Below are 24,804 nucleotides of genomic sequence, written 5' to 3'. Positions count from 1 at the left end.
ACCTTGATGTGCTTGGAAAATCTCTCACTCCCTACATTTCCGAACAGAATGCTTTCGTTCAAACAAAAATAAGGAGCGTTACATTTCATTAACTCACCCTAAAGCGATCGCTATTCCTGTGAGTCGTGATTTTTAGGCGATCGCACTTAACCTACAAGATCAGCGATCGCGCCCTTTACTCACCGAATACCAGACCGAACCACACTAAAGCGTCATGCCGATATGATTGAACGCGGTGGCCAGGAAGGAATTGCGGAGGAGTTGGACTACGAAAATGTGAAGGAGCGGTATCTTGCTGCGGTGAAGGCGATCGGTCAAGTTTAATCAATCTGCGATCGCTATTTCTGTGAGTCGTGATTTTTAGGCGATCGTTTCTTAACGCTTAACCCCAAAAGCGATCGCTCACAACTACCCTAATTTTAGGAACTGAATGATAGTATAAAGATTGCCTAAAATTATGTCTTAACATTTGCCGATATGCCTCTAAGTTGGAATGAGATTAAGCAAAGAGCGATCGCCTTTTCTAAGGAATGGGAAAGTGAAACTTCAGAGAAGTCAGAGTCGCAATCATTCTGGAATGACTTTTTTAATGTTTTTGGTATTACTCGGCGGCGGGTGGGGAGTTTTGAGCTACCAATTAAAAAGGCAGACAATAAGCAAGGGTTTATTGATTTGCTGTGGAAGGGGACGATTTTGGTGGAGCATAAGTCTAGGGGTAAGGACTTAGATAAGGCTACACAACAAGCAAAAGATTATTTTCCAAATTTAAAGGAGCATGAGTTACCGAAATATATTTTGGTGTCGGATTTTCAGAAATTCAGGCTTTATGATTTAGATACAAACGAAACTAAAGAGTTTGATCTAAAGGATTTTGTAAATCATGTGCATCTATTCGGCTTTATGGCGGGATATGAAAAACGGGTTTATAAGGATGAAGATCCTGTCAATATTGCGGCGGCGGAATTGATGGGGGATCTACATGATCGCCTCAAAGAAATTGGCTATACAGGGCATGACTTAGAGGTGTATCTGGTACGGCTATTATTTTGCTTGTTTGCTGATGATACGGGGATTTTTAACAAGGGAATTTTTTGGGAATATATCGATCTGCATACGAAGGAAGATGGCAGTGATTTGGCGATGCACATTGCCTCGATTTTCCAGGTTTTGAATACCCCAAATGAGAAGCGATTTAAAAATTTAGATGAGAATTTAGCGCAGTTTCCCTATGTGAATGGGAAGTTATTTGAGGAACTTTTGCAAACTGCGGCGTTTGATAAGCAGATGCGTGAAATATTGTTAAAGGCTTGTGCGTTTGATTGGGGTAAAATTTCCCCTGCGATTTTTGGGTCGATGTTTCAGGCAGTAATGAATGAGACGGAACGGCGAAATTTAGGGGCGCATTATACTTCTGAGAAGAATATCCAAAAGTTGATTAGACCGCTTTTTTTGGATGATTTGTATAGTTCGTTTGAGAAGGCTAAGAGTAGTAAGGGCAAGCTAAAGGCGTTACATCAAAAGATTTCGAGTTTGCATTTCCTCGATCCTGCTTGTGGTTGCGGCAATTTCTTGATTATTACTTATCGGGAGTTACGAGATTTAGAGATTTTGATTTTGTTGGAGTTGAATAAGAGTGGGCAGTTGGTGATGGATGTTCGCTCAATTATTCAAGTCGATGTAGATCAGTTTGCGGGGATTGAATATGATGAGTTTGCGGTGCGAGTGGCTGAGGTGGCGATGTGGTTAATCGATCATCAGATGAATGTGAAGGTGAGTAATGAGTTTGGGCAGTATTTTGTGCGATTGCCCTTGAAGAAGGCGGCGAAGATCGTGCATGGTAATTCGTTGCGGATTGATTGGGGGTCTGTTGTTGCAAAAGAGAAGTTAAATTTTATTTTGGGTAATCCTCCATTTGTCGGTTCTAAAATGATGAATGAAACACAAAGGGATGATCTTCTTGGTATATTTAACGATGCCAAAGGTGCTGGAGTTATGGATTATGTCTCAGCTTGGTATGTCAAAGCAGCAGAACTCATTCAAAATTCAAATATTCAAGTAGCTTTTGTTAGTACAAACTCAATTTCTCAAGGCGAACAGGTTGGCATTTTGTGGAATGTTCTATTTAATGAGTACAAAATAAAAATTCATTTTGCTCATAGAACTTTTAAGTGGGCAAATGAAGCAAGAAAAAATGCTGCTGTATACTGCGTTATTATTGGGTTTGCGAACTTTGATATTGCAGAGAAACGTATTTTTGAGTATGAGGATATCAAGGGCGAACCATTGGAAATACAGGCAAAAAACATCAATCCTTATTTGGTAAATGGAACAGATACAACAATTCAAAGAAGACAAAATCCGTTGTCTAATATCCCATCTATAGGTATTGGTAATAAACCAATTGATGGCGGGAACTATCTATTTACAACGCCAGAAAAAGAAGACTTTATCAAGATAGAGCCACGATCTGCCAAATGGTTTAGAAAATGGGTAGGATCTGATGAATTTATTAATAATCGTGAGAGGTGGTGCTTATGGCTTGGAGATTGTCCGCCTAATGAATTAAAACAGATGCCTCAAGCCTTGAAGAGAATTGAAGCAGTTAAAAAAGTAAGATTAGAAAGCAAAAGCATTCCTACTCAGAAACTAGCACAAACACCAACTCGGTTTCATGTAGAGAATATTCCAAGTGGGGAGTATTTGATCGTTCCCAAGGTTTCAAGTGAGCGTAGAAAGTATATCCCAATTGGATTTAGTGATTCAAATACTTTATCTAGTGATTTATTATTTGTTGTTTCTAATTCTAGTCTTTACCATTTTGGTATACTCACATCCGAGATGCACATGACTTGGGTTAGGTATGTATGTGGAAGATTAAAAAGCGATTATCGTTATTCCAAAGATATCGTTTACAACAATTATCCATTCCCTGAAAATGTAAGTGACAAACAAAAGCAAAAAGTCGAAACTGCCGCGCAAGCAGTATTAGACACAAGGGCAAAATATCCCGATAGCAGCCTCGCCGATCTTTACGATCCTCTCACCATGCCGCCCGACTTAGTAAAAGCACATCAAGCCCTAGACAAAGCCGTTGACCTTTGCTATCGTCCCCAACCCTTTGTTAGTGAACTAAATCGCATTGAGTATTTATTTAGTCTCTATGAAGCCCTAAGTGCGCCACTGTTCAAAGTCGAGAAGAAAAAGCGAAGTAGGAAAAAAGATAGTTAATAAATTCGATGATGTGGCGATCGCTATTCCTGTGAGTCGTGATTTTTAGGCGATCGCTCAAACTCAGTAAATTTATCCCTGTTTGGTTATTGATCGGCATTCTAATCACTATCTTGCTCTATTCATGTATGTCATACCACAGCGAGGTTTTAATGTCAAAGATGCGAGGGAATCCTTTAACTCCAATGGCGATCGCATCTATTTAACAGCTAGCAGCGATCGCAGCACGAATATTCAAGGACTTTTGCAGGCGAAGGCAATACTTGAAAGTAATCAGTAAAGATTGCTGGTGATGGAGCAATTTATGGAACGAGGGGCGATGTTCCACTACTACTGCTTGCCGATCGCGCTGCCATCTTTCCTGGACACAGTTTGACACACCTGCTATTTTTCAAAGCCAAGATTTAGAAAGCAATGCCTGATGTCTAGCTACCTAGAATCAAAATCTCATCCTTCAGAGAGGTAACAAGCTGCTAGTTTACTGCCAGCATTGGGGTGAGGTGGAGTCGATTGAAGCAAATCTCAAAGCGGCTTTAGCAAAGGTTCAAACTGAGCAGGAAGTTCAGGTAGGATAGCCTCACTTTTTTTGCGACGATCCTCCGCGCCGCCTTCTTACGATCGCGTAACCGCCCGATGGGTGCGATCGCAGCCTACTTAGTTGCAATAGCACGCTCGAATCGACTTGTAGGGTGCGTCAAACTTTGATTATGAACGGATTATCAAGGGTTTCGGATCTGACGCACCTTACTAATTGTGACACTTCCGTAAGTCCTGGCTCTTAATTTGTGCGCCGGTGGAATTTCTTTTATATTTGCCCAAGTAATGACAGGATGACTCAAAATGCCCGATCCAAAAATTATGAATCTTTTCAACTTGATTGATTTCAAAATTATAAAGTCCAGCTATTCCAGTGTTATCAAGACCTGATATTCTAAGCTGAGTTTATTGGTGCAGCTTCTTTTGCCTCCAGACTTTTGCAAGAGGTCTATTGTTAATTGTTGGCTGTTATTGTTGGTAAAACCCACCCCGGAGAATGAATTATTTGCTGTATTTTGGATTGGGTGGGGCAGGTTTTACCAGTGAGGTTGACGGCAGCTAAAAATCACGAAATTTCAGTGCAGAAGGCCCTGACAGCTTCGGCAAACTGCTGGTTATGCTCCATTAATGCCATGTGTCCTCCTTTCTGTATAGTAACTAGCTCTGCTTGAGGTAATTCTGCTTTCATTCGCAGGCTAGCTGGGGGCGTAGTGGCAATATCTGAATCGCCGCATATCACCAACACAGGAATGTCAATCGATCGCAAAGTTTTTGTTTCATCAAATTTAAGCATTCCCAATGTGCCGCGAGCGAGAACGCCGGGAGAACCCAAGGCTGATAAGAAAGCGGAAAACTCTAACTGACCGCGCGTTTCAGTGCCTTTAAATCCCGATAATTCTACACTGATGTGCAGTGAACCATTGAGATAGCTCAGCCAAGTCATTCCCCACATAATCGGTTCCAGAGCTATTGTGAGATAGAGGATAGGTTGAAGCAGCGGCTTCTGCAAAGCGCGTAATAAACCGCTAAAAATAGCGGTTTTGACGGGATTAGTATAAGTCGTATCTACCAGAATTAAACCAGCTACTCGACTACCTAGAAGTTCTGGAAAAAGCCGACTGAATGTTAGAGAAATCATGCCGCCCATGCTGTGTCCGAGTAGGATAACAGGTTTAGTTCCTGCTAGGGCAATGACGGCTTCGAGATCGCGGGCAAATTTTTCTAGGGAGTAGTCGCTGTTTTTTGGTCGAGTGGATTTTCCCAAACCTGGAAGATCCCAAACAATCACTCGGAAGCGATCGCTTAGTTGCCGTTTCGCGTAATACCAAACCATACTGTTGGGCCCCCAACCATGGGAGAGGATAATCGGCTGTCCGTCCTCTGGGCCGTAGAATTCTACTTGTAAAATAGTGCCATCAGGCCTCTCTACTCGCTGAACCGTACCCGTCCGCGTCGGCTTGGGTTCGTCAGCACCGGGGCGACGGAACAGCGGCAAACTGATAAAGCGGCCACCAACAGACCAAAGAAGCATCAAGACTCCGCTAACTAAGTAGGAATTCCCTACAAGTTCGCCGATGTACCATTCGTAAATAATGTATATACCTCCGCCAAGTACCCCGATGGACAGCAGTCCCACCAGCCATAGAAACAGAAAATTGAAGGGCATGAACGGCATAAGCTGAAACCTTGGGTAGGATTTTGGTTGCGGATTCAAACAGAATCATACTCAGGTTAGGCCACAGTAAGCAAGCGATAAGTTAAGCTCTTAACTTGTGCGCTGGTGGAATTTCTTTGATTGATTAGCCCAAGTAATGACAGGATGACTCAAAATGCCCGATCCAAAAATAGCGAGTTCATCGCCAAATGCCAGAGATTCTGTCAGGGTGGAGTTAGTTGAGTTTTTATCTTACCTTCGCAGTCTAGATATTAATATTTTTGTTGAGGGATCTCGCCTGCGCTGCAACGCTCCTGAAGGAATTATTACACCACAACTGCGCGCCGAAATTTCTCATAAAAAAGCCGAGATTATTTCCTTTTTAAAAGCAGCTAATCGTACTTCTAGTTTCACTCCTACACCGATTGTTCCTGTGGGGCGGGACGGAAATCTACCGCTTTCCTTTGCACAGCAGCGCTTGTGGTTTCTCGACCAATTAGTCCCGAACAATCCTTTTTATAATGTTCCGGCAGCCTTGCGTTTGACAGGTTCGCTCAATTTTGCGGCGCTGCAACAAACCTTCAATGAAATTGTGCGCCGCCACGAAGCTTTACGCACGACTTTAGCAGTAGTTTCGGGGCAACCTGTTCAGAGAATAACTGCTGCTTTCCACCTCCCGATTAATGTAGTGGACTTGCGAAACTTGCCAAAGGAATCTCGACAAACTGAAGCAAACCGGCTCACCGCCCAGGAAGCTCAACGCTCTTTCAATTTGTCCAATGACTTGTTGCTGCGAGTCACTTTATTGCAGTTAGATGATGCCGAATATTTACTAATGCTGAATATGCACCACATTGTTTCCGATGGTTGGTCTATCGGAGTGCTAATTCAGGAATTAGGCGCACTTTACACGGCATTTGCTAGCGAAAAACCTTCGCCTTTACCGGCTTTGTCGGTCCAGTATGCTGATTTTGCCAAATGGCAGCGCGAATGGCTGCAAGGGGAAGTTTTAGAAACGCAGCTTGCTTACTGGCGGCAGCAGTTAAACGGCATTTCTATGCTAAATTTGCCTGCAGATAGACCTAGGCCAGCAATTCAAAGTTACCGAGGCAAAAGGCAATTTTTGCAACAGCCAAAACAACTGAGCGAAGCTTTAGAAACGTTGAGCCAGCGCGAAGGAGTGACGCTGTTTATGACAATGCTGGCAGCTTTTAAAACGTTGCTTTACCATTACGCGCAGCAAGAAGATATTGTTGTAGGTTCGCCGATCGCCAATCGCAACCGCAGTGAAATAGAAGCATTAATCGGATTTTTTGTCAACAGTTTGGTGCTGCGTACAGATTTGTCGGGAAATCCAACTTTTCGGGAACTTTTAAACCGAGTCAAAGAGGTAGCATTAGGAGCTTACGCTCACCAAGATTTGCCCTTTGAGAAGTTAGTAGAAGAACTGCACCCCGATCGCGCGTTGAACCAAAATCCCTTATTCCAGGTGGCTTTTGCGCTGCAAAACGCGCCGGGGAATCGGTTAGAATTGCCAGAATTAACACTCAGCCCGCAGCAGTTAGATGTGGGTACAGCGCGGTTTGATTTGGAGTTTCATTTGTGGGAGCGATCGCCCAACAGATCGGGAAGCAACCAATCGCCCAGCAATAAGCTGTGGGTTGATAGCTCAGAGGGCATCAGCGGCATGGTTATTTACAGCGCCGATTTATTTGATGAAGCTACGATTGCGCGCCTGATCGGGCATTTTCAAACTCTGTTAGAAAGCATTGTGGCAAATCCCGAACAGCGCATAGCAAACTTGCAATATTTGAGCGCCCAAGAGCGCTATCAGTTGTTAGTTGAATGCAACAATACTCAGGCAGATTATCCGCAAGATTTGTGCATCCATCAGCTATTTGAAATGCAGGCCGATCGGACACCGGAGGCGGTAGCGCTGGTATTTGGAGAGGAGCGAGTCACCTATCAGCAGCTCAATCTCCGCAGCAACCAACTAGCACGTTATCTGCAAAAAATTGGGGTTGGGGCGGAAGTTTTAGTCGGGCTTTGCTGCGGGCGATCGCTCGATCTGATCGTGGGGATGTTGGGTATCCTGAAAGCGGGAGGAGCTTACTTAATTTTAGATCCGAGCTATCCTGCTGAGCGATCGAGCTTTATGGTAAAAGATGCTCAAGTGTCAGTATTGCTTACCCGTCAGGGAATAAATTCCCTGTCTAATAGCGAAAGTCGTCTAAAGACGACTGAAAGAGGACAAGTTTCCAGTCGGCTTCAGCCGACTTCAGCTATGAGCCAGGGAATTTATTCCCTGGTGGATGATGGCGAAGTGCAAAATTTAGAAACACAGTCTGATGATAAAATTCACCATCCAAGGGTTGTTTTTCTAGACACAGACTGGGAGATGATTTCCCAAGAAATCGCCGACAATCCAACCAGCGCAGCCACAGCCGAAAATCTGGTTTACGCGATTTACACCTCCGGGTCCACGGGAAAGCCGAAAGGAGTGGAAATTGAGCACGGGAGCTTGTTAAATCTCGTTTTTTGGCATCAAAGAGAGTTTGGGGTGTCAGCGGGCGATCGGGCCACGCAAATTGCAGCGATCGGCTTTGATGCTTGCGGGTGGGAAATTTGGCCTTATCTCGCCGCGGGATCTAGCATCTACTTTCCAGAAGATGACATCAGGCGAGATCCTGAAAAACTGCAAAACTGGTTAGTATCAAACGCCATCACCATTAGCTTTTTGCCAACACCTTTAGCCGAGAAAGTTTTGCTATTAGATTGGCCTCAAACAACAGCGTTGCGAATCTTGCTCGCAGGCGGCGAAAAACTGCAACAACATCCTTTAAAATCCCATCCATTTAAGCTAGTAAATAATTACGGTCCAACCGAGAATACCGTCGTCACAACTTCCGGTTATATTCCTGTAACAGAGCAAACAGACATCGCCCCGACAATTGGCCGCCCCATTGCTAACACTCAAATCTACATATTAGACAAATATTTGCAGCCCGTACCCGCAGGCGTTGTTGGCGAATTGTACATCGGCGGAAACGGACTCGCTCGCGGCTACCTGAACCGCCCTGATTTAACCGCACAAAGCTTTATTCCCAATCCTTTTAAACCAAATTCAGGAGAGCGAATTTACAAAACCGGCGACTTAGTGCGCTACAGAGGCGATCGCAACCTTGAATTTTTAGGACGCATTGACGAACAAGTAAAAATTCGCGGTTTCCGCATCGAATTAGGAGAAATCGAGACAGTATTAACTCAACATCCGGCCGTGCAGCAAACTGTAGCAACAGCTTCGGAAGATGGACAGGGAGATAAACGTTTAGTAGCTTATGTTGCCCTGAATCCAGAATATAGCGTTGCCCGCGAAAAAAACAAAATAATGCAATTGCAAGACGAACAGGTTTTGCAGTGGCAAATGCTCTACAATGAAACTTACAATCAACCTGCTGTTGACTCCGATCCAACCTTTAATATTGTCGGCTGGAATAGCAGTTATACTAATCAGCCAATCCCAGCAGAACAGATGCGCGACTGGGCGAAAAATCAAGCGGCCCAAATTTTAGCTTTGCAGCCTAGCCGAGTGTTAGAAATTGGCTGCGGCACAGGTTTGTTGCTGTTCCAAATTGCCTCTCGCTGCACTCAATATTGCGGCACAGACTTTTCACCTATTTCGCTCAACTATATTCGGCAGCACTTGGCAAATCAAGAGTTAGCTAATGTAACGCTGCTTCAGAAAATGGCGACAGACTTGGAAGGAGTAGAGACAGCAGCTTTTGACGCAGTAATTCTCAACTCTGTCGTGCAATATTTCCCGAATATCGACTATCTCGTGCAGGTGCTAGAAGGTGCGGTGAAAGCAACTGCCCCCGGCGGCTTTATATTCATCGGAGATGTCCGCAGCTTGCCGTTGCTGGCAGCTTTCCACGCTTCCGTACAACTGTATCAAGCCGAACCTTCTCTCTCTGGCGAACAGTTGCAGCAGCGAGTACAAATGCAAATTTTTCAAGAAACAGAGTTAGTTATTGAACCAGATTTTTTTAACGCATTAAAGCAGCGCTTTCCGCAGATTGGTGGCGTAGAGATTCAATTAATTCGCGGTAGTTACCACAATGAGTTAACTGATTTTCGGTACAATGCTATTTTGCATATTGCGTCTGAAACAGCACGCCCAAAATCAGCGCCGAAAGGGGAGTGCAGCGCAGAAAAACGGCTGGATTGGTTGGATGAAAATCAGAATCTGACTGTTACCAAGGTGCAACAAATATTAGTGCAAAATCAACTCGATGTTTTAAGAATTGCTAATGTGCCTAATGCGCGGGTAACGGCAGCAGTTAAGGCGGCAGAGTTGCTGTCTGTTGTCGATAAATTTTCAACGGCAGGTCAGTTGCAGAAAGCCGTGGAAAAAGTCGAAAATTTAGGAGTATATCCCGAAGCGTGGTATGCTTTGGAAGTTCCGTATAATGTTAATATTAGTTGGTCTAATTCCGACAGTCAAGGGCGCTACGATGTAATGTTTGCACGGGGCGAAATTAGAGATTTTGTGGGAGAAACCCGAAGCGATAACTTGCGTCCTTGGGGCTCTTATGCTAACAATCCCTTACAAGCTAAAGCAGCGCGTAAATTAGTGCCGCAGTTGCAGGCTTATCTAGCAGAAAAACTGCCGGAATATATGGTTCCGTCGGCTTTTGTGGTGCTGGAGTCGCTACCGGTGACGGCTAACGGAAAGGTCGATCGCCTCGCTTTGCCTGCACCGGAGCCGATTAAGTTAGAATGGGTGGGCGGTTATGTTGCGCCTCATACTTCTATTGAGGAAGTTTTAGTGAAAATTTGGGCTGAGGTTTTGGGGATAAAGCGAGTGGGTATCCGGGACAATTTCTTTGAATTGGGAGGCCATTCGCTGCTGGCGACTCAGCTTGTTTCGAGAGTGCGAGATGCTTTCGGGGTAGAGTTGCCTTTGCGCCGGGTTTTTGAAGCGCCGACAATTTCAGAATTATCTAAGGTTGTTGAGAGTTTGAAAGATAAGAATGCTAAAAGTGATGCTCCGGCTTTAGTGCCGATTTCGCGCGATAGTCGGCGGCGGAAGCTATCATCTTTTAATGGACCTATTGCATAATTTTTTGATTGATAGAGCAACCGCAGATGAAGGGCAGATTAACGCTGATAAACGCAGATAATTTTAAGATGGTTTTTGGCTTGGGCAAGATGTTGAATCGAGAAAGTAAATGAAAAGGATGGCTGTTGAACAGGATGCAATTTCGATAAGTATGCAGCAAGAAACAGAAGTTTTTGTATTTCCAGCATCGTTTGCTCAGCAGCGGCTTTGGTTCCTCAATCAATTAGCACCGGGTAATCCTTTCTATAATGTTTCAACAGCGCTCCGCTTAACTGGTTCGCTCAACTTAAGATCCTTAGAGCAAACCTTCAATGAAATTGTGCAGCGGCACGAAACTTTACGCACCACTTTTACGCTTTTGGAAGGGGAACTCGTACAAGTTATTGCTCCCATTTTAACGGTATCTATCCCCACTATCGACTTACAAAATCTTTCGCCAACTCAGCAGGAAACCGCAGCGCTGCAACTCGCAACTGATGCAGCGCAATGCCCTTTCGATTTAGCCGCCGGGCCGTTATTCAAAGTAACGCTGTTACAACTGAGTGAAACAGAACATATATTGTTGCTTAATTTACATCATATTGTGGCTGATGGTTGGTCGATTGGAGTGCTAATTCGAGAGCTGGGAACGCTCTACACAGCATTTGTAAAAAATGGGAGCTCGCACTTACCAGCACTGCCCGTGCAGTACGCCGACTTTGCAGAATGGCAGCACCAATGGTTGCAGGGCGAAGTATTAGAAACGCAGTTAACTTATTGGCGGCAGCAGTTAAAGGGAATTACCGCACTCAATCTACCAACAGACAGGCAAAGACCAGCCGTTCCATCCTACCGCGGCGCCAAACAATTTATAACACTATCACCTGCTTTGAGCGAGGCGCTAAAGTCATTTAGCCAGCAAGAAAGTGCGACTTTATTTATTACTCTACTAGCCGCTTTTCAAACTTTGCTGTACCGCTATACGGGACAAGTAGATATTGCAGTAGGAACGCCGATCGCCAATCGCAACTTGAGCGAAATAGAAGCATTAATCGGTTTTTTTGTCAACAGTTTAGTGCTGCGTGCAGATTTATCGGGAAATCCAACTTTTCGGGAACTATTGCATCGGGTAAAAAACGTCGCCATGGCAGCCTACGCTCACCAAGATTTGCCCTTCGAGAAGTTGGTTGAGGAAATGCACCCCGATCGCGAGTTGAGCCGCAACCCCCTATTTCAAGTTAGTTTCAGCCTGCAAAACACTCCTGTAGCAGCGCTAGAATTGCCGGGAATCGTTGGAGAGGCGATCGACTTTGACGCAGGAACCGCCAAGCTAGATTTAGAGTGCCACTTGTGGGAAAATGCAGGAAGTATTCAAGGGCAATTTGTTTACAGCACAGACTTATTTGATAGCGGCACAATTGCGCGCATGGCGGGACATTTCCAAACCATGCTCGAAGCCATTGTTGCCAATCCCAAACAGCACCTCAGCGACTTGGCTTTGCTGACAGCGCCAGAATACCAGCAATTATTAATCGATTGGAATGACACTCAAAAAGATTATCCGCAAAACCAGTGTTTCCATCAGCTATTTGAAGAGCGAGCCACGCGATCGCCCCATGCTGTCGCCGCCGTCTTTGAAAACCAGCAGTTAACCTACCGCCAACTCAACAGCCGAGCCAACCAACTTGCACGTTACTTGCAGCAATTGGGAGCAGCACCAGAAATTTTAGTGGGCCTTTGTGTAGAACGTTCCTTAGATGCGATCGTCGGATTGCTAGGCATTATCAAAGCAGGCGCAGCCTACCTGCCTTTAGATCCAACTTATCCTCAAGAGCGCCTTAACTTCATGTTAGAAGATGCTCAGGTGTCGATTTTGGTAACTCAGCAGCACTTAGCAAAAAACTTAACGCAGCCGGAAAATTACGGAGTTTTTTCAGTAGTGTGTTTGGATTCCGACAGAGAAATTATCGCCCGAAAAAGCCCAGAAAACCCAACTACAAATATCCTACCAAAAAACCTAGCCTACGTCATTTACACATCTGGTTCAACCGGAAAACCTAAAGGCGTTTTAATAGAACATCGGGGACTATACAACTTAGCCCTAGCTCAAATAGAAGCTTTTAACTTAAACTCAAATCACCGCATTTTGCAATTCGCATCCCTGAGTTTTGATGCCTCAATCTTTGAGATTGTCATGGCCTTGGGAACCGGAGCAACACTTTACTGTGCCAAGAAAGAATCTTTGTTGCCAGGACAAACATTAATCCAATTTTTGCAGGACAATGCTATTACCCACGCTACCCTCCCCCCCTCGCTGCTAGCTGTCCTTCCAAACGCCGAACTTCCCGCACTGCAAACAATCATCTGTGCTGGCGAATCCTGTTCCCCGGATATTGTTAAACGCTGGGCTTCCCGGCGCAGATTTTTTAACGCTTACGGCCCTACAGAAGCGACAGTCTGGTCAAGTTTGGCCGAAATTGGCGATTTGCTGCGGGATAGCTTCGCTTCACGCAAAAAACCGCCAATCGGCCGCCCAATAGCTAACACTCAACTCTATATTTTAGATGAAAATTTACAGCCTGTACCCGTTGGAATTCCCGGTGAATTGTACATCGGCGGCAGCGGATTGGCGCGAGGCTACCTTAACCGCCCCGAATTAACCGCCCAGCGATTTATTTCTAATCCGTTTAGCCAGAAAGCAGGAGAACGAATTTATAAAACTGGTGACTTAGCTCGCTATTTTCCCGACGGCAATATAGAGTTTTTAGGCCGCACTGACGAACAGGTAAAAATTCGCGGTTATCGAATAGAATTGGGAGAAATTGAAGCGCTGCTGGTTCAGCATCCAGCAGTCAAAGAAACAGCGGCGGTTGCTGTGGATGATTTGTCCGGTAACAAACGCCTAGTTGCTTATGTCGTCCCCAATCACAATCAGACCCTTAATCCCAGGGAAATACGCAACTTCCTCAAAGAACAACTGCCCAATTACATGATTCCCAATGCTTTTGTGGCGATGGATTTTCTGCCCCTAACTCCTAATGGTAAAATCGACCGCCTGCGCCTACCTGTACCGGGAACTCTAACTAGCAATTCAATAGATAAAAGCTGCATTGCACCTCGCACACCAACCGAGTCAACCCTCGCCCAAATTTGGGCCGAAATCCTCAACGCCGAGTGCGTTGGCATTCGCGACAACTACTTCGATTTGGGTGGAGATTCCCTGCTGGCAATCCGCCTCATCAATGAGATTAACCAGCAATTTGAGCGCGAGTTGCCGCTGTCTGCCCTTTTTTTAAATCCGACAATTGAAGGTTTAGCAGATTCGCTATCTTCAGAAACAAATTCTCTGGAATGGTCGCCTTTAGTTGCAATTAAGCCTCGCGGTAAAAATCCCCCGTTCTTCTGCGTCCATCCCATCTTTGGCGTGGTATTTCCTTATATCCAGTTAGCATTTCAGCTAGGAGAAAATCAACCGTTTTACGGGCTGCAACCAAAGGGGATTGACGGCGAAAGTTCTCCGTTAACTAGCATTGAAGACATGGCGGCTGACTACATCGCAGCCTTGCGTACCGTTCAACCAAAAGGGCCTTATTTTTTAGGAGGCTGGTCTTTTGGAGGTTTGGTTGCTTTTGAGATGGCTCAACAGTTGCTCGCAGCGGGGGATGAAGTGGCTTTGCTTGCTGTGCTGGATACTTTAGCGCCGGTTTCTGCTAACAAACCTTCTTTTTGGGACGGTTGCAAGTTTATTCTGACTACTGTTTCCCGCTCTATTTGGCCTTTTGTAGTAGATTATTTTCGCTTGGTGGCTGCGCCAGAAAATGTTCAAAGTGGCGGTATTGCTGCCAAATTTCCGAAATTAAATAAGATGCTTAATTTGGCAGCTAATTTTTTGCATCGCTGGAATTGGAAACAGGCCGTTATGGTGAGCATCCTATCTCAGGAGTCAAAAGAACGGAGCTGGCGCGAGCTGGCAATTCCTTCGATGTTTACTGTATTTCAGGCTAACAGTCAAGCAACTCTCAGCTATGTACCGAAAATTTATCCGCAGCGAATTACTCTGTTTAGATCGAGGGAAAAGCTAAGCAGGGGTCATCAAGATCCGACTCTTGGCTGGAGCGAATTAACGACTCAAAGAGTAGAGGTGATTAGAGTTCCTGGGAATCACCTGACTATGCTGAGAAAGCCCTGCGTCGAGGTGCTGGCTCAACAGCTAAAGCATTGCTTGGAGAAGGAATTAAGTGATTGAGTGGCAGTTTTGCTTGCTTGCGCCCGGCAACCGGGTTTGATGTGCAAAAGCGCTATTAGTCATGAAGAAGTACGCAATCGATGTCCGGTAAAATCACTGTTATTACGCTTGTAGTTAGGATGTAAAAAAATTGCGATCGCCCCAAGAACACTTTTTGCAACTAGAAATCATCATGCAGCGCCACGCAGCAGCACTCGAAGCTGAAGTCAGAGCTTTGCAAGCCGCTGACGAAACCGCCCAGTGGCCCGCTGACTGGAAGCGTTGCTATAATTGGCGTTTCGCTAAAATTTTCGCTTCAGTGAAGATTTTTCGCAACTGGGGTGCAGATGCTGCGGGTTGGAAGCTTTTGCCTTCGCGAGTTTATCCCAACCGAGGCAATCAGAAGGATTAGTCAACAATCAGTAGAGCGAAAAGTAGCATTGCTGAATACAGGTATGAATTTAAGATTTCCCAATTGCCATAAGCCCGCTTGAGGGTGAGTTTTGTAACTTTAAGCGAAAAGGTGATTCATACTGTGAATCAGCAACGCCTAAACACTGATATCATTGACGAAAGCAAATTTAAGTGATACCTAATAGCTGGGGAATACTTAAAAAACATGACTTACGCAACTGTAACACGCGATCGCGAAGCGCTGGTGCTATACCGAGTCTAACCTTCCGGAACGACTTCGTGGAAGGAGCGTCAGTGCAGATCGCGCCCTATATCAGCCAATTAAATCTAGAGAATTTGGGAGTGAAAAGAATGTACAAATCACTTTTCCGCAAACATCTGGTACTCGGAATAGCATTTTTTTGTGGAGCAACATTTGCCAGTGCAATGGGCATCTTTGTATCTCAAGCTGTGGCTCAGAGAGCTAAAGAAAACATATTAATAGCTCAATCAGCAATTGATGAAGAGAGCAACCTTAAATTTGAGTCTCGCAGTTGTCGCAGAACCCAACCTACACAAGTCACTTGCGATGTTTTAATGACTAATTTAGGTAATACACGTCAAGGCGTAAGATTTTATGCAGGCGGAACAAAAGCTATCGATTCTTCTGGGACTGTACACGCTTCCAAAAGAGCACAATCTGGCGATAGTTTCGCTGACATGGTGGTATCTAATGGTACGGCGTGCGGGTGTTTTAGTATTAACCTTGCTTCTAGTATTCCCACAAAAGTAACATTCATCTTTGAAATACCACAAGAAGTTACTGAATTAGCAGCTCTGGATGTAGATTTTGGGTGGTCTAAGGATAATGCTTCTACGTGGGGAGGCAAGAAAATAGCCATTTCCAATATCGGCACAATACCCTCTCAATCTAATTCTGCTCCTCCCCGTCCGATAGTTAGACCAAAATAGTTGTATGCAAGCAAGTTGCAAGCAAAGTCTAATCTTTTAAATAGCAACTTAAAGCAGTTAAAACAGGAGTTCCCCCGCAGCGGGGGAACTCCTGTTTGGAGTGGTTACTCAGTGCCGTTTAATCTCTATTCCCAGAATCGCGTCTCGACTTGAGGAACCGTTTGCAGTAAAATTCATCACCAATATTTACGGCAGAGCTTACCTGCTTTTGTTTATGAATTGACTGTTGACTGTTGACTGTTGACTGTTCTGAAATGCCTCAATCTAAAATCTAAAATTGCCCAAGGGATTGGGCGATGCTGAAGATGATAGCAGCCAAACCTGCTGCGATCGGAATTGTCACCAGCCAAGCCGAACCAATTGACAGCAAAGTTTGCAAGCGTACTGATTTCCAAGCTTTGATCAGCCCGACTCCGACGACTGCACCGACTAAAGCGTGGGATGTGGAAACTGGCAAACCGAAGCGGGATGCTAGCAAGACTGTGGTGGCTGTGGCTAATTCCGCGCAAAATCCGCCGCTTGGTTGGAGTTCGATGATCTTTTCGCCTACTGTGGCAATTACATTTTTGCCCCAGATGGTTAAACCGATGACTATTCCTGCGCCTCCGAGAACTAAAATCCACAGGGGAACGCTGAAATCCTCTGAGGGAAAGGAACCTGTGCGCCGGATGTAGGCGATCGCAGCTAGGGGAGCAACGGCATTTCCTACGTCGTTGGAACCGTGGGAAAATGCTACAAAACAGGCGCTCAAGACTTGAAATCTCGCCATTTGTTGCTCGATGAGAGAGTGGCGGGGAGGGGGAGAGGGGGAGAGGGGGAGAGGGGGAGATTGGGAAAATATTCCCTCTTTCTTATTCCTTACATCCGTTACATCCGTTACAAAATCCGCTGCCGAACCTTCTTCCTTCTCAACTGATTCTAATTTTTTCCAGCTATTGAGTGTCAAGGCGATCGCCCCAATACTCCCAATGCCAATGACAATATCGTGAATTGGAAGATTCCAGCCAAATCGATCGTGCGCGGCGGCGATCGCCCCTGTCTGCACCAAAGCGACATTCACAACAGACGGCAGTACAATTACCCCAAATACGCTCAGCATTGCTGCACTCAGCCAAGGTATCCACTCGCGCATTTGAGATAGAGGATCTGGTCGATCGAGAATCGAATACTTCACGACACTGTAAAATAGTGCGGCTAAAGCACCGCTGGCAACAGGTGTCGCCACCCAAGTTAGGGAGATGGTGCCGATGGTTCGCCAATCAACTGCATTAATTCCGGCTGCAACACAGCTAAAACCTGCGATCGCGCCCACCACTGCATGGGATGAAGAAACCGGCAAACCTCGACTGGTAGCGATTTGCAGCCAGATCCCGCAAGCTATCAGCACTGACACCATCCCGATTAAAAATACTTGCGGTTTGGCCGCGAACACTTGTGCATTCACAACTCCTGTTGCCAGAGTTTCGGAAACTCCTTGCCCGAACAGCACTGCGCCGGAAAACTCCAGTATGCCTGCAACAATTATTGCCTGTCGCAGCGTTAGCGCCTTCGAGCCTACGGATGTTCCCATCGAGTTAGCGACATCGTTGGCTCCCAAGTTGGCGGCGACGTACAAGGCGAGTGCGGCCATTGCCCCTAGTTGCAGAAATACGACCCCAGAGGTATCTAACATAGAAATTTTTTGACATAAAACGGGCATTTCGATATATGATAAGGGATTGTGAGTTTTGGTAAATCCGATGAAAGGCGCAGAAATAATCCGTTCTATCGAGACGGCAGAAATAGATAGAGTCAAGCAAGAACTCAATAAACAAGTTCCCGAAATTTACGTCGGCGACACAGTGCGAGTCGGCGTGAAAATTAGAGAGGGTAACAAAGAACGGGTTCAGCCCTACGAAGGGACTGTGATTGCCATGCGTAACGGCGGGATTAATGAAACAATCACCGTCCGCCGCGTGTTTCAGGGCGTCGGCGTGGAACGGGTGTTTTTGATTCACTCGCCCCGCATCGCTACGATCCAAGTGATGCGCCGCGGGAAAGTCCGCAGAGCAAAACTTTACTACCTGCGCGATCGGGTGGGCAAAGCTACTCGCGTCAAACAGCGGTTCGATCGCTCCCTGTAGGAATGCACCCAGCTTCCCTTTGGTTCATGGTTCATGGGAAATTAAAAAATTTCAAAAAAAAGTTTCCCATTTACGAGCGCACTGTGTTAAAATAGAAATCTAGAGGTTAAGCGAATTTCAGCAACCTCACCTGTGCGCTCTTAGTTCAGTTGGTAGAACGCAGGTCTCCAAAACCTGATGTCGGGGGTTCAAGTCCTCCAGGGCGCGCTGAATCACCAAACATTAAATTCTGCCCGAAAGCGCCCGGACTATTGGCTGGCAACAGTCAAAACCGCAAACTTTCGGGTAGAATTAATTTTTGTGGGCGGTTCGCAAAAAATGCCATTAACAAATGCTCGGTGTGGCTTCTCGATCATCGGTTTCGGCGATCGGCATTTACGCCGTTGATTGGTTGGGCTTGTAAAAAGTCGTGGCTTTAGATTTGAGATTTGGGACTTGGGCGTAAGTGGTTAGTGTCACAAAATCTGAGAGCCGCGAGCCACTCACACCAGCTAAAATCTAAAATCTAAAATCGCAAGGGGGATTGAATCGTGGCGAAAAAAGACGAAGCTCAAGAAACTCAAGAAATAACGGCGCCTGGGTTTAACCCTGCGGGTTTTTTTAAGGAAACTAGAGAAGAACTCGACAAAGTGGTTTGGCCCAGCAGGCAGCAGCTAATCAGCGAGTCTTTGGCCGTGCTTTTGATGGTAATCCTCTCAGCAAGTCTGATCTATTTGGTGGATAACTTCTTTAACTGGGGCGCGGGAAAGGTGTTTGGGCCATGACTTTTGCATCAGAAGAATCTGAGTATTCCACAGAAGCGACTGGACAGGCAGCATCGCCAGATGTGCCGGAGATTGATGCTCGCTGGTATGCTGTTCAAGTTGCCTCTGGCTGCGAGAAGCGGGTGAAGGCAAACTTGGATCAGCGGATTCAAACTTTGGATGTTGCCGATCGCATCGTTCAAGTAGAAATTCCGCAAACTCCGGCAATCAAAGTCGGCAAAGACGGTTCCAGGCGGCAGTCAGATGAAAAAATCTTTCCCGGCTACGTACTCATCCGTATGTTTATGGACGAGGATACGTGGCAGGTGATCAAGAATACCCCGAATGTAATTAATTTTGTCGGGGCAGAGCAGAAACGCCGCTACGGGCGCGGCAGGGGTCACGTCAAACCGCTACCTCTGAGTCATTCGGAAGTAGAACGGATCTTCAGAAACGCTCAGGAATCAGAACCAGTTGTCAAAGTATCGATGTCTACTGGAGACCACGTTGTGGTACTTTCCGGGCCGTTTAAGGATTTTGAAGGTGATGTGATTGAAGTTAGCCCGGAACGAAACAAGCTCAAAGTTTTACTCTCGATTTTTGGGCGCGATACGCCTGTAGAATTGGAGTTCAATCAGGTTCAGAAACAGAACTAACTAATGGCAAAGAAAGTTGTTGCAGTAATTAAGTTGGCGATTACGGCGGGAAAAGCCAACCCAGCTCCTCCGATCGGCCCAGCTCTGGGTCAGCACGGCGTCAATATTATGATGTTTTGCAAGGAGTACAATGCTAGAACCGCAGACCAAGCAGGTCTGGTGGTTCCGGTAGAAATTTCGGTTTTTGAAGACCGCAGTTTTACGTTTATTCTCAAAACCCCGCCGGCGTCGGTTTTGATTCAAAAAGCGGCTGGCATTGCTAAAGGTTCGGGAGAACCTAACCGCAAGCAAGTAGGGACGATTACACAGGCTCAGTTACGAGAAATCGCTGAAACCAAAATGCCTGACCTCAATGCTAATGATGTTGAGGCTGCTATGAAAATTGTGGCAGGAACGGCTAAAAATATGGGCGTGGCGATCGCGGATTAAAGTCAGTTGCCAGTTGGCAGTTGTCAGTAATTCATGATTTTGAAGCTAAAATCTTCAAGCTCAAATCGTAAGTCCTAAGTCGATTCAGGGGGAGAAGCAAAGCTTCGCTAAGAATCGCAAATGTTTTAGATTTGAAATGGCCAAAACGGCTCAATTCTAAAATCTAAACTCTAAAATCAACTGACCCCAGGAGATAGCAATGGCAAAGAAAGTATCGCGAAGACTGCAAGAACTTCAAAAGAAAGTTGAAGACAGACCTTATCTACCGCTGGAAGCTCTGCAACTTTTGAAAGAAACAGCAACCGCTAAGTTTGGCGAAGCTGCTGAAGCTCACATCCGTTTGGGAATTGACCCGAAATATACTGACCAACAGTTGCGGACAACTGTATCGCTACCAAAAGGAACTGGTCAAGTAGTCAGAATTGCGGTGATTGCTAAGGGCGAAAAAGTTAAAGAAGCTTTGAATGCCGGCGCGGATATTGCTGGTTCGGAAGAGTTGATCGATGAAATTCAAAAGGGCATGATGGACTTCGATTGCCTGATTGCTACCCCAGACGTGATGCCGTTGGTGGCAAAATTGGGTCGGTTGTTGGGCCCGCGCGGTTTGATGCCTTCTCCGAAAGGTGGCACGGTGACGACTGACATTGCTCAGGCGATCAACGAGTTTAAAGGTGGTAAACTAGAATTCCGTGCCGATCGAACTGGCATCGTTCATGTTATGTTTGGCAAGGCAGCTTTCTCAGCGGAAGATTTGCTCGTCAACCTTCATGCTTTGCAAGAAACTGTTGACCGCAACCGTCCTTCTGGTGCTAAAGGTCGCTACTGGCGCAGTTTGTACGTATCCGCAACAATGGGCCCGTCGATCGAAGTCGATATCAGTGCTCTGCGCGATACCAAACTTGATGCTGCCTAGTACAGAATTAAGCAGAAGGCAGAAGGTAAAAGACAGCTTCGGCTGTCTGTGTAAATCTCTCACAAGACTTACGCCAGACCCTTGCTAATCTCTGCCTTCTGATGATAGCCTAATCAAAAATCAATAAGCTGAAGACCGCAGGTGCCGACCGCTTAATTTCCTGCCGAGGCTGAAGAAATAAAAACTCAAGACTCAAAGATTAGAAATTTTCTATTTTTAATTCTGACTTGTTAATTTTTAATTCTCTGCCCCGGCTCTAAGGTCGGGGTTTTTGGTGGGCAGTTTTCGATCCTAAAAGGAGGTGAAATAAGTATGGGCAAAACTTTAGCAGTAAAAAATGAGATTATTGCAGACCTCAAGCAAACCTTGAGCGAATCTCAACTGGCGATCGTGATCGACTACACGGGCTTAACTGTTGCTGAAATTACAGATTTGCGTCGGCGTTTGCGTCCGAAAGGCAGCAGTTGCCAAGTGGCAAAAAACACGCTGATGCGAATTGCGGTTGAAGGCAACGAAACCTGGCAGCCGATACAGGAATTGCTGACCGGTACGTCGGCATTTCTGTTCGTGCAAGAAGATATTGGCGGCGCAATTAAAGCTTACCAAGAATTCCAAAAAGTCTCTAAGAAGACTGAACTTCGCGGCGGCGTCATGGAAGGACGGGTACTGAAAGAAGCTGATGTTAAAGCATTAGCTGATCTGCCGTCGAAAGAACAACTCATGGCTCAAATTGCTGGCGCTATCAACGGTGTCGCAACCAAGTTGGCTGTGGGTATCAATCAAGTTCCTACTTCGATCGCTCGCGGTCTTAAAGCTTATGCTGAAAAAGACGGCGGTTCAGCAGAAGTAGCAGCAGAAGCACAACCAGAAGCACAAGCAGAAGCGCAACCAGAAGCAGAAGCAGAAAGCGCATCTGTGTAAGTCATTAGTAATTAGTCATTAGTCCTCAGTCATTAGTATTTAGCAATAGATAGAAGACTGGAGACGAAAAACTAATGATGAATGAGCAAATCTCAAATTCCAAATCCCAAACCTACAATCGAACTAGGAGTTTAACGAATGTCTACTGCAACTGATGAAATCTTGGAAAAACTTAAGTCTCTGACTTTGCTCGAAGCTTCTGAATTGGTCAAGCAAATTGAAGAAGCTTTCGGCGTCAGCGCTGCTGCTCCTGTCGGCGGCATGATGATGATGCCAGGTACAGGTGGTGGAGCCGCTGCTGAACCCGTAGAAGAGCAAACCGAATTTACTGTCATGCTGGAAGAAGTTCCTGCTGACAAGAAAATCGCCATTCTGAAGGAAGTCCGCGCAATTACCGGTCTGGGTCTGAAGGAAGCAAAAGACTTGGTAGAAGCCGCACCGAAAGCAGTTAAGGAAGCTATTGCTAAGGAAGCTGCTGAAGAAATGAAGAAACAGCTTGAAGCTGTGGGCGCAAAAATTTCTATCAAGTAGTCAGAGAATGTAGTGGATATCAATTCCGGTGACACCGGAATGATGGTTGACTGTTGACTGTTGACTATTCCCTAAAATTAATCGCGCGATAGTTACATCTCTCGCGCGATTAATTATTTTTGGGGTAGGGAAACGGCATTGCCGTGTCCTCTTAGATTTTAGAGGCGGCCTCCATTTGTCGCACTACTGTTAAAGCAGAATAGGAAACACCGGCAGTGCCTTCTCCGGGATGGGTGGAGTCACCTACTAACCACAAATTTTTAATTGGTGTGCGGTTGGCAAATCCGAATGGCCCGAAGGTTGGTATTCGCTGCCCGATTCCACCTACAACGCCTCTATCTCTCGCTGTGTAGTGGGCAAAGGTGCGGGGTGTGGCGGCTTCTTGGTGTACGATCGACTCTGGCGTCAAATTGAAATATTCGCTCAAACGCGCGATCGCCCCTGCGGTATATTTTTGCTTTAATCCTTCATAATCAACAGAATTCCACCACATTCGAGTATCAGTAAATGAGGAAGCGATAATTGTCGCCATGCCCTTCGGTGCTCGGCCATCACCCGGATGGCTAACAGAAACAAATAATGAATTATTCTCCCCAATCTCGCCGTCGTAATCGTAGAGAAACTGAAGGTGCGGCGGACAATTGGCCGGAATTGCGCTTTCATGCACTCCCAAATATATCACGAAAGCACCGGATGCGGGCGGCAATTTATCGACTCGATATTTGTAGCCTGCCATTTGACTCGGGAGTTGGTTTTTTGTCTCTGAACTCTCTGATTTAACGGATAAATTATCTGTTAAATTTCCGACACTCCGCTCGCTTGACAACAATTTTACTAAATTTTGCGCGGTCACGTTGGCAACAATGCGATCGGCAGTTTCTGTCCAAACTTCGCCTGTTTTTTGATTGCGAATCACTGTACCGGTGGCTTTGCCGTTGGCGGTGACAATACTTTCAACTGTGTGCCGCAACAAAACTTTGCCGCCGTCTCGTTCGATCGCCTCTACCAGTCGATCGCTCAATACCTGCATACTTCCTTGTAGATGATACAATCCCTGTGGCTCTTGCGAAACTCCTAAAGCCGTCGCCGCGTAAAGTAGCGCCGTTTCTTCGGTATCGACTTGAGAATACAATTTTAACTGCAAATCCAGAAAAGTTTTCAAGCGCAAATTGTCGCCCAACCCACAAAGCCGCAAAGCATCTCCCACTGTCATAAAAGTGAAAGGCAAAGTAATTAGAGTATCGGGGCGAACAGCTTGAATTAATTGCCAGAAATCCCATAAGTTTCTGGGCGGTAAAACTGGATCGCGCCCTTGAAAGTTCCAGCTAGCTTTGAACAATGCAGACAATAATTGCCAAAAAGCTTCGCTTCCAGGAAACTGCCGCTGCCTTTCTTCCTGCCACTTTTGCGGAGCTCGCCATACGCTAATCGGTGCGGTTTCTCCCGGCAAAAACACCGCACAAGCTGGATCGCAGGGTGTGGCGGCGGGAAGTTCTATGTCTAATTCTGAGAAAATTCGGTGGTGAATGCCTCCGGGTTCCAATCCTGCAACCTGCGTGGCGCCGACATCGAAGGTAAAGCCTTTGCGTTTGAAGGTGGAAGCGCATCCTCCGGGGACGAGCGCCTGGTCTAAGACTAGCACTTTGTATCCTCTGCGGGCTAGCAGGGCTGCTGCTGTCAGCCCGCCGATGCCGCCTCCAATTACCGTGACGCGGCCCTTAGTGTCTGCTGGATTGGATTTGCCAAAAGGGGTGCGATCGCCTCTCATAATTTATTTATTGTAATATTTCTTAATAGTATGCTCATATTTGGCAATAAAAAGCTCTTGTGGCGACAGTTTTAAATCTATCGCTACAAGAGGAAGGAGTCCGAGTTGACAGGACATTTCAGGGGTAAGGTGCAGCCGGATCGCCCAAAGCAACCGGAGTTTTTGCCGTAGCCGATGGCAGAATCAGGGACGCCGCCACTTGTTGAGATAAGCTTCGCCAATCCCCGCCACAGCCTGCATTTGAGCTAGCTGTTCCCGTAAAGCTTTGATGGTTCTTAGCTGTTCTTGAGACTGTTGCTGCAAAGCCTCGTAATTTCGCTGTATCGCCGCACTCTGGCTCAATTCATTTTCCAGATATTGCAACTTGGTCAGTTTAACTTGGAAGTCGCCGATCGCACTTGACTTTTCTGCTAACTCGTGCTTCAAAGATTCGTAACTCGACTTCGACACGGTTTCCTGGAATTGGCTTTCAAGATTTTGCTTTTCGGTGGCGAATTGCTGCTGCAAAGATTCCAGAGCAATGGATTTTTCGGCTAGTTGCTGCTGCAAAGATTCCAAAGCACTGGATTTTTCGCCTAGCTGTTGCTGAAACTCGTGTTCCCGGTGTTCT

At 45.9% G+C, this 24,804-nt stretch carries 17 protein-coding genes, 1 tRNA gene, 1 pseudogene and 1 other annotated feature; of the genes and pseudogenes, 15 read left to right on the top strand and 4 right to left on the bottom strand.

What is annotated here, in order from left to right; translation table 11 throughout:
• Window positions 1-477: 477 nt before the first annotated feature.
• Complete coding sequence (locus tag QUA77_RS06330; RefSeq protein ID WP_333449593.1) at window positions 478-3,228, top strand: DNA methyltransferase; 2,751 nt, start codon at window positions 478-480, stop codon at window positions 3,226-3,228.
• Window positions 3,229-3,352: 124 nt separating this feature from the next.
• Complete coding sequence (locus tag QUA77_RS06325; protein ID WP_333449592.1) at window positions 3,353-3,508, top strand: hypothetical protein; 156 nt, start codon at window positions 3,353-3,355, stop codon at window positions 3,506-3,508.
• 822 nt (window positions 3,509-4,330) lie between these two features.
• Here QUA77_RS06325 and QUA77_RS06320 read toward each other — a convergent pair.
• Window positions 4,331-5,440, bottom strand: a complete 1,110-nt coding sequence (locus QUA77_RS06320; protein ID WP_333449590.1) for an alpha/beta hydrolase — start codon at window positions 5,438-5,440, stop codon at window positions 4,331-4,333.
• 154 nt (window positions 5,441-5,594) lie between these two features.
• Between QUA77_RS06320 and QUA77_RS06315 the strand changes: the two genes are divergently transcribed.
• The 4 genes from QUA77_RS06315 to QUA77_RS06300 all read left to right on the top strand — a co-directional run bounded on the left by QUA77_RS06315 (window position 5,595) and on the right by QUA77_RS06300 (window position 16,110).
• Window positions 5,595-10,541 (top strand): amino acid adenylation domain-containing protein, encoded by a 4,947-nt coding sequence (locus QUA77_RS06315; protein WP_333449589.1) that lies wholly within the window; start codon window positions 5,595-5,597, stop codon window positions 10,539-10,541.
• A 118-nt stretch (window positions 10,542-10,659) separates the two neighbouring features.
• Window positions 10,660-14,766, top strand: a complete 4,107-nt coding sequence (locus QUA77_RS06310; RefSeq protein ID WP_333449588.1) for an amino acid adenylation domain-containing protein — start codon at window positions 10,660-10,662, stop codon at window positions 14,764-14,766.
• A 130-nt stretch (window positions 14,767-14,896) separates the two neighbouring features.
• Complete coding sequence (locus QUA77_RS06305) at window positions 14,897-15,157, top strand: hypothetical protein (RefSeq protein WP_333449587.1); 261 nt, start codon at window positions 14,897-14,899, stop codon at window positions 15,155-15,157.
• Window positions 15,158-15,510: 353 nt separating this feature from the next.
• A complete protein-coding gene (locus tag QUA77_RS06300; RefSeq protein ID WP_333449586.1) occupies window positions 15,511-16,110 on the top strand; it encodes a hypothetical protein in 600 nt (199 codons plus the stop codon).
• A gap of 271 nt (window positions 16,111-16,381) precedes the next feature.
• Here the strand turns inward: QUA77_RS06300 and QUA77_RS06295 are convergent, their stop codons facing one another.
• On the bottom strand, window positions 16,382-17,809 hold the full coding sequence (locus tag QUA77_RS06295; RefSeq protein ID WP_445302061.1) for an inorganic phosphate transporter: 1,428 nt from the start codon (window positions 17,807-17,809) through the stop codon (window positions 16,382-16,384).
• Between the two features lie 40 nt (window positions 17,810-17,849).
• On the opposite strand from QUA77_RS06295, the gene rplS reads away from it, so the two are divergent.
• The 9 genes from rplS to rplL all read left to right on the top strand — a co-directional run bounded on the left by rplS (window position 17,850) and on the right by rplL (window position 22,426).
• Window positions 17,850-18,233 (top strand): 50S ribosomal protein L19, encoded by a 384-nt coding sequence (gene rplS / locus QUA77_RS06290; protein ID WP_333037136.1) that lies wholly within the window; start codon window positions 17,850-17,852, stop codon window positions 18,231-18,233.
• 134 nt (window positions 18,234-18,367) lie between these two features.
• A tRNA-Trp gene (locus tag QUA77_RS06285) sits at window positions 18,368-18,440 on the top strand.
• Window positions 18,411-18,620 carry a hypothetical protein gene (locus tag QUA77_RS06280; protein WP_333037135.1) on the top strand — a complete coding sequence of 70 codons (210 nt, stop codon included), beginning with the start codon at window positions 18,411-18,413 and terminating at the stop codon, window positions 18,618-18,620. The genes QUA77_RS06285 and QUA77_RS06280 overlap by 30 nt, the downstream gene beginning before the upstream one ends.
• Window positions 18,621-18,763: 143 nt before the next feature.
• Entirely contained in the window at window positions 18,764-18,997 is a 234-nt protein-coding gene (secE, locus tag QUA77_RS06275; RefSeq protein WP_172186534.1) for a preprotein translocase subunit SecE, read from the top strand.
• Window positions 18,994-19,632 carry a transcription termination/antitermination protein NusG gene (gene nusG / locus QUA77_RS06270; RefSeq protein ID WP_242721257.1) on the top strand — a complete coding sequence of 213 codons (639 nt, stop codon included), beginning with the start codon at window positions 18,994-18,996 and terminating at the stop codon, window positions 19,630-19,632. Before secE ends, nusG begins: the two co-directional genes overlap by 4 nt.
• A 3-nt stretch (window positions 19,633-19,635) precedes the next feature.
• Window positions 19,636-20,061 (top strand): 50S ribosomal protein L11, encoded by a 426-nt coding sequence (rplK, locus tag QUA77_RS06265; RefSeq protein WP_006635588.1) that lies wholly within the window; start codon window positions 19,636-19,638, stop codon window positions 20,059-20,061.
• A 199-nt stretch (window positions 20,062-20,260) separates the two neighbouring features.
• Window positions 20,261-20,974 carry a 50S ribosomal protein L1 gene (gene rplA / locus QUA77_RS06260; RefSeq protein WP_190663916.1) on the top strand — a complete coding sequence of 238 codons (714 nt, stop codon included), beginning with the start codon at window positions 20,261-20,263 and terminating at the stop codon, window positions 20,972-20,974.
• Window positions 20,975-21,084: 110 nt separating this feature from the next.
• Window positions 21,085-21,257 (top strand) — a sequence feature (ribosomal protein L10 leader region).
• 29 nt (window positions 21,258-21,286) lie between these two features.
• Window positions 21,287-21,895, top strand: a complete 609-nt coding sequence (gene rplJ / locus QUA77_RS06255; RefSeq protein ID WP_333073877.1) for a 50S ribosomal protein L10 — start codon at window positions 21,287-21,289, stop codon at window positions 21,893-21,895.
• 138 nt (window positions 21,896-22,033) lie between these two features.
• Window positions 22,034-22,426: a 50S ribosomal protein L7/L12 gene (gene rplL, locus QUA77_RS06250; RefSeq protein ID WP_333037133.1), complete on the top strand. Its 393-nt coding sequence runs from the start codon at window positions 22,034-22,036 to the stop codon at window positions 22,424-22,426.
• Between the two features lie 151 nt (window positions 22,427-22,577).
• Here rplL and QUA77_RS06245 read toward each other — a convergent pair whose 3' ends face one another.
• Window positions 22,578-24,194 (bottom strand): FAD-dependent oxidoreductase, encoded by a 1,617-nt coding sequence (locus QUA77_RS06245; protein ID WP_333449584.1) that lies wholly within the window; start codon window positions 24,192-24,194, stop codon window positions 22,578-22,580.
• Window positions 24,195-24,377: 183 nt separating this feature from the next.
• Window positions 24,378-24,804: pseudogene (locus QUA77_RS06240) on the bottom strand (CopG family transcriptional regulator); the annotation flags it as partial.

Source organism: Microcoleus sp. K5-D4, assembly GCF_036704575.1.
Lineage (GTDB): Bacteria > Cyanobacteriota > Cyanobacteriia > Cyanobacteriales > Microcoleaceae > Microcoleus.
Note: the sequence above shows the minus strand (reverse complement) of the source record. Positions and strands in the feature narration are given on the sequence as shown.